The organism is Thiomicrorhabdus marina (assembly GCF_017571465.1).
GTDB classification, from domain to species: Bacteria; Pseudomonadota; Gammaproteobacteria; order Thiomicrospirales; family Thiomicrospiraceae; genus Thiomicrorhabdus; species Thiomicrorhabdus marina.
In genome coordinates, this window is the sequence record NZ_JAGETV010000001.1 from 177793 (window position 1) to 192451 (window position 14659).

Below are 14659 nucleotides of genomic sequence, written 5' to 3' on the forward strand. Positions count from 1 at the left end.
GGCATTGAGTGCTGCGGCGACAAGAAAAAAAGGATACTTTATGAGCAAGTCGCAAATGCTGTTCGAAGCAGCCCAAAAACACATCCCTGGTGGCGTTAACTCACCCGTTCGCGCATTCAAAAGCGTTGGCGGCACACCGGTTTTCTTCAAAGCGGCCAAAGGCGCTTACCTAACCGATGAAGATGACAAACAATACATCGATTACGTTGGCTCGTGGGGCCCAGCTATTTTGGGTCATGCTCACCCAGAAGTAATCAAAACCGTGCAAGAGAAAGCGGAAAACGGTCTAAGTTTCGGTGCGCCGACGGCGATTGAAACCACGATGGCTGATCTTATCTGCGATTTGATTCCGTCAATCGATATGGTGCGTATGGTTAGCTCGGGAACGGAAGCAACCATGACCGCAATCCGTCTAGCGCGTGGTTACACTGGCCGCGACAAAATCGTTAAGTTCGAAGGTTGTTATCACGGGCATTCGGATTCGTTATTGGTTAAAGCCGGTTCTGGAGCGCTAACGCTTGGTGTACCGTCATCACCAGGTGTACCGGAAGGTCTGGCTTCTGAAACCATCACCTTAACGCACAATGATTCTGAAGAAGTTCGCAAAGTATTCGCAGAAATCGGTGATCAAATCGCTTGTATTATCGTCGAACCAGTGGCCGGCAATATGAACTGTATTCCTCCGGAACAAGGCTTCCTAGAAACATTACGCGAAGTCTGTGACCAAACAGGTGCCGTATTGATTTTTGACGAAGTCATGTGTGGTTTCCGTGTCGGTCTACAAGGTGCGCAAGGTTACTATAATGTGCAGCCTGATTTAACGACTTACGGTAAAGTTATCGGCGGCGGTATGCCGGTTGGCGCTTTCGGCGGCAAAAAAGAGATCATGTCGCACATCGCACCTCTAGGTCCGGTTTACCAAGCCGGTACCCTATCCGGTAACCCGATTGCGATGGCAGCCGGTCTAAAAACCCTTGAGCTTATTTCTGCCGATGGTTTCTTCGAAGCATTAACGGCAAAAACAACAAAACTGGTTCAAGGTTTACAACAAGTAGCAGATGAAGCTGGCGTTGCTTTCACCACTAACCAAGTCGGAGGCATGTTCGGTTTCTTCTTCACCGATCAAAAAGACATTTCGCGTTTTGCACAAGTTTGCCAAGGCGATATGGAACGCTTCAAAAAGTTCTACCACGGCATGTTGGATGAAGGTATTTACCTAGCGCCTTCCGCATTCGAAGCGGGCTTTGTATCGATTATGCATACTGACGAAGATATCCAAGCGACTATCGACGCAGCAGCTAAGGTTATGAAAACGCTGTAACGTGCCATAACGCTGAACGCAAGTAAGGAAATACAGAACAATTCCGGTTCTGCATTTCCGCAAACCTCTCTTTTTTCAAAACGAGATTTAGTTGCGTTACTTGATTTACCGTTCTTTTCAATAACCTTTTCTAAAAATCTTTTGCTCGCTTTATAACGCTCGGCAATTGTTTATTGACGTCTTTTAACCGAACCGCCGGCTTTCTCTCGTAATGGTTCATCCGGCCAACGATGTTTTGGATACCTGCCACGCATCTCCTTCGCTACGTCAAAATATGACGTTTGCCAAAAATTCGCTAAATCGGCGGTGGTCTGGATTGGCCTCTGTGCCGGTGACAGTAATTCAAAAGTTAACGAAACCGCACCGCCTGCCAATTTTGGTGAAGCCAATTCGCCAAACAACTGCTGTAGTTGCAAACTGACCTTAGCTTGCTTATCTTGATAGCTAATCGGAAACTCTCGTCCACTTGGCGCTAAATAATTTTCCGGCGCTTCTTTGTCCAAGACTTGTAAATCACTATATTCAAGCATCGCTTGTAAAATTTGTAACAAATTTAGTTTCTGTAAATCGGCAACTGAATCCATATTTAAGGTATAGGGTTGCAACCAACCAACATCTTGCTGCAATGCTTTTTCATTTAACACCTGATAGCTTTCAAACCCTTGAAACTGAGATAACCAACTGGCACGCTCAACAAAATTGCTACTTGCCTTTGACCACGGCAAAAGCGACAGGTCATTCTGAAGAGCGCCTAAAAGACAAGCTTGTGCCAAATCTGCCGGTACATTATTAGTTGGCGTTGAAGCAACCAGCAACTTGCCTAGCCACAGCTGCTCAAGTCCCTCAACCCGCTGCTTCTGTTTGTTAAAAACGACTGATTGATGACTCTCGAATGGTAATAAGCTCTCGACACTAGACCAATCCAGTGTCGCGGCCAAATAGATTCGACCATACTGATTTTGATAATGCGTTTGCGCATTAACATCAATCGCAACAATCCAATCACTCTGCATCGCATCGTTTTCCGGTAGCTGAACGCCACGTCCATTGCTGAGTTTATAGCTGCCATTCTGATCACGAACCTTACCAATTCGGTCAGGATAGCTAAGTGCCAATAGTACACCGAGCTTATCAATATCTCGCTCACCGGTTCTCTTGAAATCTAAAGCAAAACGTTGATAGAGCTTTTGCCGAGATAGTTTAAAATTCTGCCACCGCGCTCGGTGCAATCGGCTAGCAGCGGTATGATCATCCAAAGCCTGCCACAGCCAATGTAGGCGCAATGCAATATCCACCGTTTCAGTTTGTCGGCTCGGTGCGATAACGTCCCCTTCTTGTAACAAAGCAATCAAATCACAGGCTAACTCAAGCACTTTAAACTCTTCAGCTGTCTGTAATAACTTGGCGAATCGAGGCTCTGGATGTAAAGCGATGGCCTGCTCACCTTGCATGGTCAAACGTCCTTGCTCAGAAAGAAAGTCCAACTGCTGTAATAACGTTTCCGCAGCAGCAATATGTGCCGCCGGAGGTTCTGTCAACCATTCCAGTTCAGTAGTGCAATTCACCCCCCATTGCGCAACTTCCATGCGTAGGTTGGTCAGATCAACACGGCAGATTTCCGGTTGATCATGTGCCAATAAACCTTGTTGTTGTGTTTCATTCCACAAACGATAACAATGCCCCGCTTGAACACGACCGGCACGCCCCATTCTCTGAGTTGCCGACGCTTGGCTAATTCGTTGCAATGACAATCGACTCATGCCGACATTTGGATCGTAGTTCATCTGTTTCTGCAAACCACTATCAATCACCGCGGTAATTCCTTCCAAGGTAATTGAGGTCTCCGCGATATTGGTGCTAAAAATGACTTTGCGTTGTGGCGTTCTCTTAAAAACGGCATTTTGTTGCGTGGGATTTAAACTACCATACAGCGGCAAGGCTAAAGCATCGGCTTTTTGACAAATTGCAGCACACTCTTGAATGGCCTTATGGATTTCCGCCTGACCGGCTAAAAACAGTAAGATATCACCATCTGAATCTTGCAAAGCTTGCGCTAACACCTTTGCCAATTGCGGAAGCTGACCTATTCTGCTCTGGGACGGTGCCGGCTGATAAGAAATTTGCACCGGATAACTTCGACCGGCACAGAACACCGAACGAGCCGGCGGAAGAAATTTTTTAATTTCCGCTTCATCTAAAGTTGCCGACATGATTAAACAGTGCAAATCGTTTCTTAGCCCCTGTTGGATTTCCAGCAACAGAGCCAAGCCTAGATCCGCCTGTAGATTTCGTTCGTGAAATTCGTCAAAAATAACCAAGCCGACACCGGTTAACTCTGGATCATTCTGAATCAGACGTGTCAGCACGCCTTCGGTAATGATCTCCAAACGTGTTTCAGCGCTCACCTGGCTTTCATTGCGCACCCGATAACCAATGCTCTGCCCGACTTTTTCATCCAACTGTTGTGCCAAAAACTCTGCCAAGCGTTTTGCCGCTAAGCGACGCGGTTCTAACATTAGAATTTTCTGTCCTTGCAAAGCATCCAAAGATAATAACGCTAAAGGCACGGCAGTTGACTTACCCGCTCCCGGCTCAGCCTGCAAAATAACTTGTGGAAAGCTTGTCACTTCAGAAGCTAACTGATCAAGGACTTTATCAATCGGGAGCTGAGAGGAAAAGGAGCGGACTAAAGTTTGAGGCATGATAATCTGGAGGATAAAAATGAAAGGGCTAATTTTATCGTTTTTACGACCTCCTTAGGAAGATCAATCGCAACACAGTTCTATATCGCTATATATCAATAATAATTGCAAATAAGACACGTTGATATTTTCATAAATTTTAATTTATCGCTAGCGACAAAAACACTTACTAAAATGCTGTAAAATATTTTCAAAACTTTCACGAAAACAATAATAATGTCAGAAGCTCTCATTAATCCAATCGTATCCAGCGCCTTCAAACGCGCTTTGAAAAAGATACTAAAACCATTAATCAAATTACTTCTCAGTAAAGGGATTACCTATACCTCATTGCTGGAAGCGCTAAAACAAATCTATATAGAAGTTGCTGAAGAATCCTTCAAACTTGATAACAAACGCTTAACAGATAGCCGCATCAGCCTACTGACTGGAATTCACCGCAAAGAGGTGAAACGTCTGCGCGAAAACCTGCAGGATGAAATCAGCGAGCCGGAAATAAAAGCGGGAATTAGCGCTGCCATCATTGCACTATGGCAAGCGTCCGAAGACTATACCGATGAACAAAACAAACCATTAAAACTTGCTAGAAATGGCGAAGCACCTTCCTTTGAAAGTTTGGTCTATTCTGTATCGAAAGATAAACATTTTCGTTCGGTGTTAGATGACTGGTTACATCAAGGCATTGTCAATCTGGATCAAGATAACTATGTTTGCCTCAGTGCAGAAAGCTTTGTTCCTGATGAGGACGAAGATGAAAAAGTATTTTTTGCCGGCCGTAACATTCACTACCACCTAGAAATCATCAATCATAATTTACAAGCTAAACCTCTTACCGAAGACGATCATATCGATCCGCAGACAGCGGCACGAGCGGCACCGATGTTCGACCGTTCAGTCTATTATAAAAACCTCAGCGAAAAATCGGTGCAAATTCTAGAGAGTAAAGCAAAAGAGAACGCTCTCAACTCCTTACTGGAAATCAACCAGCTAGCCAGCCAACTGCAACAAAAAGATGTACAACACGCAAACGCCAATTCCGCCATACATTTCGGTAGTTATTTTTATCGAAATTTAAGCGAAGTTGCCGAACAAGATAAACCATAAATTCAATGTCCAAGCTAACCCACTAACGCTTGGGCAAAGATCTTTGATCTGTTAAGAAATTCTTACCAATAACTTATGCACCAAACCGAAACCCTTATTTCACTGTTTAACCAAACTTTTCTAAACACCTTTAATACTCAGCTAGTCTGTTGCGAGCCCGAACCGATATATCGCCCAGCTGATGAGCAGTACCCACATCACCGCATTGTTTTTGCACACGGTTTCTTCGCTTCAGCACTTCACGAGATTGCACATTGGTGCGTTGCCGGTGAAAAAAGGCGGCTGTTAGAAGATTATGGATATTGGTACGAGCCAGATGGACGGTCACAACAACGTCAGGCAGAATTCGAGAAAGTCGAGGTTAAACCACAAGCATTGGAATGGATATTTTCGCAAAGTGCCGCTTTTCAATTTCACTTCAGCGCCGACAATATCGCTGCCGATAATCAAATCTCAGACAGATTTAAAAATGCAATTTTCGAACAAGTTCAAAACTATCTAAACAATGGACTACCCGAGCGTGCCGCCATGTGGCAACATGCCTTAGAATCCCATTTCCGCAGTAACAATCCATTACAAAAATCAGAATTTACTCTGTGAAGAGTTATACCGTCTAGGTAAACTAATCCTTTACATTTTGGTTTTTCATGGAGGAAATCAGGTCGATACATGCATTATCACTGAGATAGAACAAGGATCGTCTTGGCTTGTGGATGAAGCCCCAATTCCGATTAGCAGCTAAGGAAACATTTGATTTTCATCGCAGCTTGATAAGAAGTCAGCTTGATTACCTCGTTTCAGGAGTTGAATATGCTTTATTACTCTACCCTTATTCGTTACTTGAAAAATCCAGTAACCGCTATTCTCTTAGGGCTATTGCTGATTACGCCCAAATTGCAAGCAAGCGCGGTTAACGTCAATTTAGCCAGTTCCCACGAAATTGCCGAGGCTTTGCAAATCCCGCAAAGAACCGCCGAGCGTATCTCGATACACTGCCAGTATTATACTTGTCGCAAAGCGGAAGATTTATTGCCGGTTACAGGCGTCGATAGAACGCTGCTGAAAAAAATCCGACATGACTTGATCTACAGCATTATGGAACGAGGTTCAGGTTATTCCGATGATTGTTAACGAAAAGTAGAATCAACGATTCACCCTTCTGGTGGCGGCTTAATCCACCACCAAATTAACAAAGCCAGCACGACAACAACCGTAATTTCTAGGAGTGCCCACATTTTCGATTCCTAGCTCAATACCGACAAAGCAGCCAGCAGCTTATGATGAATTCCACCAAAAGCCCCATTGCTCATAATCACCACACGATCACGCGGTTGCAGTTGTTTTTGTAGTTCATTTAATAGGTCATCGTAAGATCGCGCAACGCTAATAGGCTGCGAAAACTTTGTTAGTGGCAGCTGCCAGTCCCATTGGGGATCAATAAAAGCAAAAACCGCATCCGCATCATTAAAAGACGCAGGCAAAGTCTCGGCATGAATTCCCATTCGCATGGTGTTGGAACGCGGCTCAAAAACGGCAATCAAACGCCCACCGTTTTCTTGCGAATGTTTCGCGCCCGCTAAGGTGGTGGCAATAGCCGTTGGATGATGGGCAAAATCATCATAAATCTCAATATCGTTAGCAGTGCCGACTAAGGTCATACGACGGCGAATGCCTTGAAAACGATTCAGAGCATCTACCGCGATTTTGGGAGGGACGCCACAATGCACCGTGGCGGCGATAGCACTTAACGCATTACGGACATTATGCAGGCCGCTCATCGGCCAATTAACTTCACCTAAGAATTCATTTTGCAAACTAACGGCAAATTTTGAACCGTCTTCAGCGAGTAATTTATAGCTCCAATCAGCCTTATCGCCCTGAGTTTGTATCGGCGTCCAGACACCCATTGCAATCACGTCATCTATATTGCTTTCATCATTCGGCATGACAATAAGGCCGTTTTGCGGAACGGTGCGCACGAGATGGTGGAACTGTCGCTGAATATCTTCAATCGAATCGAAAATATCAGCATGGTCGAATTCAAGGTTATTTAACACACAGGTACGAGGATGATAATGGACAAACTTAGAGCGTTTATCAAAAAAAGCGGTGTCATATTCATCCGCTTCAACGACAAAAAACGGCGCGGCACCTAAACGAGCAGAAACCCCGAAATTTTCCGGAACCCCGCCAATCAGAAAACCGGGATTAAGACCGGCATCTTCAAGAATCCATGCCACCATCGAGCTGGTTGACGTTTTACCATGAGTACCGGCAACCGCCACTACCCAGCGGTCTTGCAGAATATTCTCCGCTAACCATTGCGGGCCGGATTGATAAACTTGTTGTGCATTTAAAGTTGCTTCAACGGTCGTCTGCCCGCGACTCTTAGCATTGCCGATCACCACGCAATCCGGTGCTTGTTGCAGAAAAGTGCAATCTTCATCGTCGGAAACACGGATTCCGGCTTGCTCTAATTGGGTACTCATCGGCGGATAGATTGCCTTATCAGACCCTGTTACCGTAAAGCCTTTAGCTTTCGCTAATTGCGCGACACCGCCCATAAATGTTCCGGCAATGCCAAGAATATGAATCTTCACCCGCTTTTTTCCTGAATTCTTGTAAAAACGTCTATTGTACGCAAAGTGTGCGCTATTCCAATGCCATCCTACCCAGTTAAATTTGCCAGCTTGGCTTCATCTGGCTAAACTTCGCTGTAATACACATGATGAAAGTTGCCAAGATGCCTTCAAACTCAACACAACGCCCTTATCAATACATTGAAACCTCACAACAGCTTCAACACGTTTGCCAGCAGTTCATTGAAGCTGATGTCGAATGGCTAGCCGTAGATACCGAATTCGTTCGAGTTGACACCTATTTTCCAGAACTGAGTTTGGTGCAGGTGGCGACACCGCAAAAAGAATTTTATCTACTTGATCCGATTGCAATCCTGGCTAATGCTCGTCCTTCAGAACAACAATTTCCTTTACAAGCATTGGTCGACCTACTCGCCAACACTAAAATCCGTAAGGTTTTCCATTCCGCCCGACAAGATATCGAAGTGCTGTTTCAACTGCAGAATGTCATGCCGCAAAATATTTTCGATACTCAGATTGCAGCGGTTTTCTTAGGGCAAGGTGATTTGGCCGGTTTTGCCAGAGTCATCGAAGCACAACTTGGGGTGCAATTACCAAAGAGCCAGACACGTACCAACTGGCATGCCCGTCCACTAAGTGCTGAGCAAATTGAATACGCTTTGGATGATGTCGATTACTTGGTTGACCTTTATCAAACCTGCCAAACTAAACTCAGTCAAGTCCAGCTTAGTGCGCTACAAGAGGACAATGACTCTCTGCTACAGGAGACGCTATACGTCACTGAACCGCAACAAGCTTGGTTGAAAATTAAGGGCACAAAACGCCTCAAACCCAAACAGCTCGCTATCGTACAGAAATTGGCTGCTTGGCGCGAAACCCATGCCGTTGAAAATAATCAGCCAAAAAAATGGAGTTTAAGCGACGAGGTTATTATCGGTATTGCAAAACGCCCGCCGCAAACCGCGCAAGCGCTCTATAAGGTTCCGAACATTAAAGCCTCTAGCGTGCGTGAATTTGGCGAAACCCTCATCCAATTTATCGACGAGGTTTTTACCATGCATGCCGACGATTATCCGCAACTACCCGCTTCGCCTAAAACGCCGTCGGCTGAGGAAGAGTCTTTACTTCTTATCGCTCAAGCACTCAGCCAACAAATAGCCCGCGACTATCTACTACAAGTCAATAATCTCACCTCGAAAGAAGATTTATTACAACTAATCAGAGAACCGCAACAGTCGCCAATGAGCGGTTGGCGGCAGTTGATTCTCGGCACCCCTTTACAGAAATGGCTGAGCGGTCATGGGAATGTCTGTCTTCGTCATCAAAAGATAACCTTAATGACCGATTAATACGCATAATTTTCAGGCTGAATCCATTAGAATAAACCCATATTAAATTTTACTTATTTGGAGTTCTGATATGTCTCAAGCACCACAGGCCAATAATGTTCTGTATGCTCAAGCCGGCGGCGTCACAGCGGTAATTAACGCCTCTGCGGCAGCGGTAATCGAAACGGTACAGCAATACCCGCAAATTTTTGGCAAGAGCTACGCCGCAATTAACGGCATTAAAGGTGTGCTTGAGGAAGAACTGATTGATTTAAGCGATATTGATAATACAGTTCTTGAACAACTTAAATATCAACCCGGCGCCGCTTTTCACGCCTGCCGCTTCGATCTTGATCCACTGGAGCATAACCCGGCACAGTATGAGCGGGTGCTAGCAGTTTTCAAACAGTATCAAATCGGTTATTTCTTCTACAATGGCGGCAACGGTTCAATGGTCACCGCACAAAAAGTCTCTGACTATTGTCGTGCGCACGGTCATGAAGTGATCTGTATCGGCGTAGCCAAAACCATCGACAACGATTTAGCTTTATCACACTGTAGCCCTGGCTTTGGCAGTGCCGCTAAATACTTAGCAACCAGCTTTATCGAAGCAACCTTAGATATTCGCTCAATGCATGAGACCTCGACCAAATTCTTTGTGATGGAAGCGATGGGCCGGAACGTCGGTTGGCTAACGATGGCTGCCGGTTTGGTAAAGAAAGTCATTCCAGACGCGCCGCTATTACTTCTTCCAGCAGAGCGCCCTTTTAGACGCGAAGCCTTCTTACAGCGGGTCAGCGAACTGGTCGAACAACAAGGGTACTGCGTGTGCATGGTCTCCGAGGGACTGCAAGACGAACACGGCAATTATGTCAATATTACGGCCGTTGAACACACCATCGAACAAGACTATACCCAACTTGGTGGCGTCGGCGAAGTAATCGCGAAAATCGCCGCCGACCATCTTGATTGCAAAACCCACTGTGCGATTCCAGATTATCTACAACGTTCAGCCAGCCATTGTGTTTCCGAAACCGATTGGCTAATGGCTTACGGCGCTGGAAAGGCGGCTGTTCTCGCGGCAATCAACGGCGAGCACGGAACCTTGCCGGTAGTAATTAAAACCTCTGATGAGCCATTTGCATGGGATTATCAATCGGTTGATTTGCAGGAAGTTGCAAACTTGGAACTGCGCGTACCAGACCAATTCATTAGTGCCGACGGCATGGATATTACCGATGCCGGACTTGATTATTTATTGCCTCTAATTCAAGGTGAGCGCCAACCTCCTTTTGTCAACGGTTTACCGGCAATCACCCCCATCCATTCACAGCGAGTAGATCCTGTTCTGCCCACTTTCATCGCTGTCAAATAATCTAATCTCAACATGCCGCATCCAACAATGCGGCATTTAATATTAAAATTTTCTTATCTTTTATCCTCATACAATTTGCTGCTTCCCATCCAAAAAAGAATTTCTCTCAGCGTCCATTTAATATATCCTTTATCTGCGTATTTGACCGGCAAGCACTTACCGACAAAGAATATTCTTGACATGCCTGCATCCAAATTTAGTCAAGTACCGTAATCATTAATAGTAACTTCGGTTACAGGTTAATTTTGAGAAACTCTGGAGAATCCTCATGTTGAAATTGAAATCTATTTTTATCGGTCTAGCGATGAGTGCATTGATGCTTTCAGGTACGGCTATGGCACAAACTAACCCATTCCAAATGCTAGATGGCTCACAAACTCTTCTTATTGCCGATGGTCATGCGAAATGCGGTAGCGAGAAAAAATGCGGTACTGCCAAATGTGGTGGAGAGAAAAAATGTGGCAGCGAAAAGAAATGCGGTAGTGAAATGAAATGTGGTGCAGGTAAATGCGGCGCTACCGAAAAACCGTCTAAGTGCGGTTCAGCAAAATGCGGTGCAACAAAATAACGTTTTAAGAGCTAGGGAAACGCAGAACAAGTCCAAATGACTTCACCAAGCACTACCGTTATTGATAAGCAAACTCAAACAACGGTAGTGTTTTTAACCTATCTCCACTTCAACGACAGACACTTGTCTAAAAACCTCGCAAATCGCATATATACATAAAAATTTTGCATCCAAATTTTGCCTCGCAACGTATTTATCAATGTTAAGCTTTAAAGCGCTGAAAAGGTTGTAAACCCAGATAAACCGAATCTTTATCTTGCTAGAAAAAAAGTATCCGGTGCTGTGTAAATGAGAGGCGCAATGCAGAATCAAGCAGAAATACAAAAACTACTCGTGCTATGCGGCACACACAGCCAAACCGCATTCGAACAACTTTACCAACAGGCATCTCCAAAGCTGTACGGCACAGCAATGCGATTATTGCAGAATGGTGAATTAGCCGACGAAGCTCTACAAGAAGCTTTTGTACATATTTGGCATAAGGCGTCGGAATATGACCCCGAAAAAGGCAGTGCTTTTGCTTGGATGGCAACCATTGTCCGGTATCGCGCTTTGGATATTATCCGTCGCGAGAAATCGCAACAAAACCGAAGTGAAGCCATGGCCAACGAACAGCTCGCCCTGCAACAAGGTGAAGACTTTTTTATTCATGAGCTTCATGTCGATGAAGACCAGCATTTGCAGTTACTGCAAGAGTGCTTGAAAGCGCTTGATTCGCAACAACGTAAGTCAGTATTACTTTCTTACTACTACGGCTATTCACACAGTGAAATGGTGACACGATTAAAACGTCCTCTGGGTACCATTAAATCTTGGATACGACGTGGTATGGAAAGTGTCAGGGAGTGTATGCAGCGATGAAACTAAATAAGAGCAACTTGCAACAACGTTTAGCAGATGATTATGTAATAGGGTTGATGTCTCAACAAGCACGCCGCAATTTTGAAAAACGCATGCGTCAAAATTCTCAATTACGAGAACAAGTTCAACGTAGCGAAGCACTATGGAACCTATTAAGCCTATCGATTCCGGAAAGAACGCCGCCGCGCCATGTCTGGAACAATATCGCATCTCAGCTGTTTTATGAAAAACCGAAGTCGATAAGTCAAATCAGAAGAAACTTACAAAGCACGCCACAAATCCAGCAAACGAATTGGATTAAAACTTGGGCAATTGCCGCCAGTCTTGCAACCGTTGGTTTAACTGCTTATATTGGGATAACGCAAATAAGCCTGCCAATAAATGACAATACCCAACAGTTTGTAATGGACGAGGCAACCAACCAACATCTTGCCGTCTTGATTAATGACGATAAACAAGCTGGCTGGCTTTTAAAATACCATCAAGGTACGCAGCGCATTCATGTGCAGACGTTGCAAGCGCTAAGGCTTGATCATCAACGAACTTATGAACTTTGGATTATTGCCGATGGTGTAGAGCAACCAAAATCTCTGGGATTAATGCCGGAAGTTGGCGAATATGAGTTAAAACTTACAGAACAGCAAATGATGTTAGTGGCTAAGGTGAAAAAATTCGCGGTCAGTATCGAACCAGCCGGAGGTTCGCCAACCGGTCTGCCAACAAGTGCCCCAGTTTACTTAGGTGATGTCAATAAAATATAACCTACAACTTTCTTTTGCGAACCGTATATTAAGGACAACAACCGCGCTTTTACGCGGTGCCTAAAATAATCTGCACTTGTTCACAGTGCACCTTCTTATGCGGCTTTGACTTTTAAAAAACTTATCAACTATTTTGCATCCAATCAGTTTGCCATTTCGTTCCTTTCTTTGAGAGCCTTTAAATTTATGAAAGTGCTCTCACCATCTCAATGACGATCGAAAGAGGTAATCCGATGAGAACACCAACTATCAACTCTAAAGCTCTGACCCTTTGCGCAGTCTTCGCAAGTTTAGCATTCACTACTCAGGCACAAGCAGGCGCTGCTAAAGACGGGAGCATGGCAATGCCGGCTGACTATAAACAGTGGGATGCCTTTCTTAGCGGTATCGAAAAAAAATCCGGCCACATTCGCGACATTTATATCAATAGCATTGGCGCAAAAGCCCAAAAAGGCCAACCCTTTGCTGACGGCACGGTGAGTGTAATGGAAATTTATAAAGCGTCCGGCTCTGCTGGTTCAATGACCAAAGGCGAACTGCAAAAAGTGTTCGTGATGTACAAGAATGCCGGAAACGGTAAATACGCACCGGCTGGTCTTCAAAACGGAGACTGGGCTTATAGTGCATTTGACGGCAAAGGAAATAAGTTAGATGTAAATTATGATGGTTGTCGTAGCTGCCACTTACCGCTAACAACAAGCGACTATATCTTTCACTACAATAAATACTTTGCTAATCGATAATTTTCAGAACCGCCAGAGTTAAGCTTTCTGGCGGTTTTTTCACCAAACAATCCCATGTAAAGCTAATCTTTATCATGCTCGGCAACACAAAAGGCGAATATTATTTAAGTTCAAATTAAAGTGAGTTGACTAGGAGTTGCTATGAAAAAGTGGATCTGGCTTAGCGTCTTTATAGCGTTTTTTATCTGGTCGGCAATCAATCCATACGACCGTTTAACTTGGTGGCTAGAAGTGATTCCGGCAATGATTGCTATCGTCATTATCGCCCTGACTTATAAATCTTTTCCTCTCACCCCTCTGCTATACCAGTTAATTCTTATTCACTGCATCATCTTATTGATTGGCGGCCACTATACCTATGCGGAAGTACCGTTCTTTAACTGGCTTGAAGAACAATTCGAACTAAGCCGAAACCACTATGACAAGGTCGGGCATTTTGCTCAAGGCTTTGTGCCGGCAATTCTGGCTAGAGAAATTATTATTCGCTTGGGAGTCATTGCCGAAAGCAAAGTGGCTTGGCAAAATTTAATGGTTGTTTCCATCTGCTTGGCTTTTAGCGCTTTCTACGAACTCATTGAATGGTGGACAGCCCTTTTAAGTGAAGAAGCTGCAGAATCTTTCTTAGGAACCCAAGGTTATATTTGGGATACACAATCCGATATGCTTTACGCTCTCATTGGTGCCGTTAGCGCACTGATCCTACTTAGCAAAACCCACACAAAACAGATTCAACAATTACCTAAATCTTTCTAGCAAGTTGTCTCAACACCTCACTGTTCAAGACATTTAAAACACTTCAGACACAATCACCATACCAAAATTGAACCGGAATCTGACTTTTTGTCGCATTCTCGGTTGTTATCTTAGGCATCAAATGATGTGAAATATTCAATTGAATACAAAGAAAGTACTCGTTATGAAAAATAATTTACTCATATTTTTACTTATCGCCATTTACATACTGAGTAAAAATACGCATACTATAACTAAAGCTTAAACAGGTATTTTTCCACACTTAAATTAAGAGGATACTAATATGCTTTCTAGATGTAGCTTCCAAGGATGCGTCCTACTGGCATTAACCATTAGCTTACTTGCAATCTGGTTCAATGTATTTTTCCACGCTAACAACAACATCATGCAAATGTTCCAATTACAGCAACTTGCAGGATACCAAATCGGACTATTTACTCTATTCGCAGTCACTTTAGTTTTCATCGCAGGACTCGCTGCAAAAGTCGGACTTGAGACTATCCGTGAAGACCGAACTTATGATGCTTAGCCCTCTATCGGCCA

At 44.3% G+C, this 14659-nt stretch carries 14 protein-coding genes; 12 read left to right on the plus strand and 2 right to left on the minus strand.

Annotated features, from left to right (window positions below; all coding sequences use genetic code 11):
- The first annotated feature begins 40 nt into the window (after positions 1–40).
- Positions 41–1321, plus strand: a complete 1281-nt coding sequence (gene hemL, locus J3998_RS00880) for a glutamate-1-semialdehyde 2,1-aminomutase (RefSeq protein ID WP_208146456.1) — start codon at positions 41–43, stop codon at positions 1319–1321.
- 170 nt (positions 1322–1491) lie between these two features.
- Here hemL and hrpB read toward each other — a convergent pair whose 3' ends face one another.
- Entirely contained in the window at positions 1492–4023 is a 2532-nt protein-coding gene (gene hrpB, locus J3998_RS00885; RefSeq protein WP_208146458.1) for an ATP-dependent helicase HrpB, read from the minus strand.
- Between the two features lie 216 nt (positions 4024–4239).
- Between hrpB and J3998_RS00890 the strand changes: the two genes are divergently transcribed.
- The 3 genes from J3998_RS00890 to J3998_RS00900 all read left to right on the plus strand — a co-directional run bounded on the left by J3998_RS00890 (position 4240) and on the right by J3998_RS00900 (position 6258).
- Positions 4240–5127 (plus strand): DUF6502 family protein, encoded by an 888-nt coding sequence (locus J3998_RS00890; protein WP_208146460.1) that lies wholly within the window; start codon positions 4240–4242, stop codon positions 5125–5127.
- A 75-nt stretch (positions 5128–5202) separates the two neighbouring features.
- On the plus strand, positions 5203–5727 hold the full coding sequence (locus J3998_RS00895; protein WP_208146463.1) for an elongation factor P hydroxylase: 525 nt from the start codon (positions 5203–5205) through the stop codon (positions 5725–5727).
- Between the two features lie 210 nt (positions 5728–5937).
- The gene (locus J3998_RS00900; RefSeq protein WP_208146465.1) at positions 5938–6258 is read left to right on the plus strand and encodes a hypothetical protein; all 321 of its coding nucleotides are present in this window, start codon (positions 5938–5940) and stop codon (positions 6256–6258) included.
- 113 nt (positions 6259–6371) lie between these two features.
- On the opposite strand, the gene mpl is transcribed toward J3998_RS00900, so the two are convergent.
- Complete coding sequence (gene mpl, locus J3998_RS00905; protein WP_208146467.1) at positions 6372–7727, minus strand: UDP-N-acetylmuramate:L-alanyl-gamma-D-glutamyl-meso-diaminopimelate ligase; 1356 nt, start codon at positions 7725–7727, stop codon at positions 6372–6374.
- Positions 7728–7870: 143 nt separating this feature from the next.
- Between mpl and J3998_RS00910 the strand changes: the two genes are divergently transcribed.
- From J3998_RS00910 to J3998_RS00945, 8 genes are all read left to right on the plus strand, one after another.
- Positions 7871–9076, plus strand: coding sequence for a ribonuclease D (locus J3998_RS00910; RefSeq protein ID WP_208146478.1), 1206 nt, complete (start codon positions 7871–7873; stop codon positions 9074–9076).
- Positions 9077–9146: 70 nt separating this feature from the next.
- A complete protein-coding gene (locus J3998_RS00915) occupies positions 9147–10430 on the plus strand; it encodes a 6-phosphofructokinase (protein WP_208146480.1) in 1284 nt (427 codons plus the stop codon).
- 268 nt (positions 10431–10698) lie between these two features.
- On the plus strand, positions 10699–10998 hold the full coding sequence (locus tag J3998_RS00920) for a low-complexity protein (protein ID WP_208146482.1): 300 nt from the start codon (positions 10699–10701) through the stop codon (positions 10996–10998).
- Positions 10999–11298: 300 nt separating this feature from the next.
- The gene (locus J3998_RS00925) at positions 11299–11859 is read left to right on the plus strand and encodes a sigma-70 family RNA polymerase sigma factor (RefSeq protein ID WP_208146484.1); all 561 of its coding nucleotides are present in this window, start codon (positions 11299–11301) and stop codon (positions 11857–11859) included.
- Positions 11856–12620 (plus strand): anti-sigma factor, encoded by a 765-nt coding sequence (locus J3998_RS00930; protein ID WP_208146486.1) that lies wholly within the window; start codon positions 11856–11858, stop codon positions 12618–12620. Before J3998_RS00925 ends, J3998_RS00930 begins: the two co-directional genes overlap by 4 nt.
- 233 nt (positions 12621–12853) lie before the next feature.
- The gene (locus tag J3998_RS00935) at positions 12854–13363 is read left to right on the plus strand and encodes a cytochrome P460 family protein (RefSeq protein ID WP_208146488.1); all 510 of its coding nucleotides are present in this window, start codon (positions 12854–12856) and stop codon (positions 13361–13363) included.
- 141 nt (positions 13364–13504) lie between these two features.
- Complete coding sequence (locus J3998_RS00940; RefSeq protein WP_208146491.1) at positions 13505–14116, plus strand: DUF2238 domain-containing protein; 612 nt, start codon at positions 13505–13507, stop codon at positions 14114–14116.
- A 283-nt stretch (positions 14117–14399) separates the two neighbouring features.
- Entirely contained in the window at positions 14400–14645 is a 246-nt protein-coding gene (locus J3998_RS00945; protein WP_208146493.1) for a hypothetical protein, read from the plus strand.
- The last annotated feature ends 14 nt before the right edge of the window (positions 14646–14659 follow it).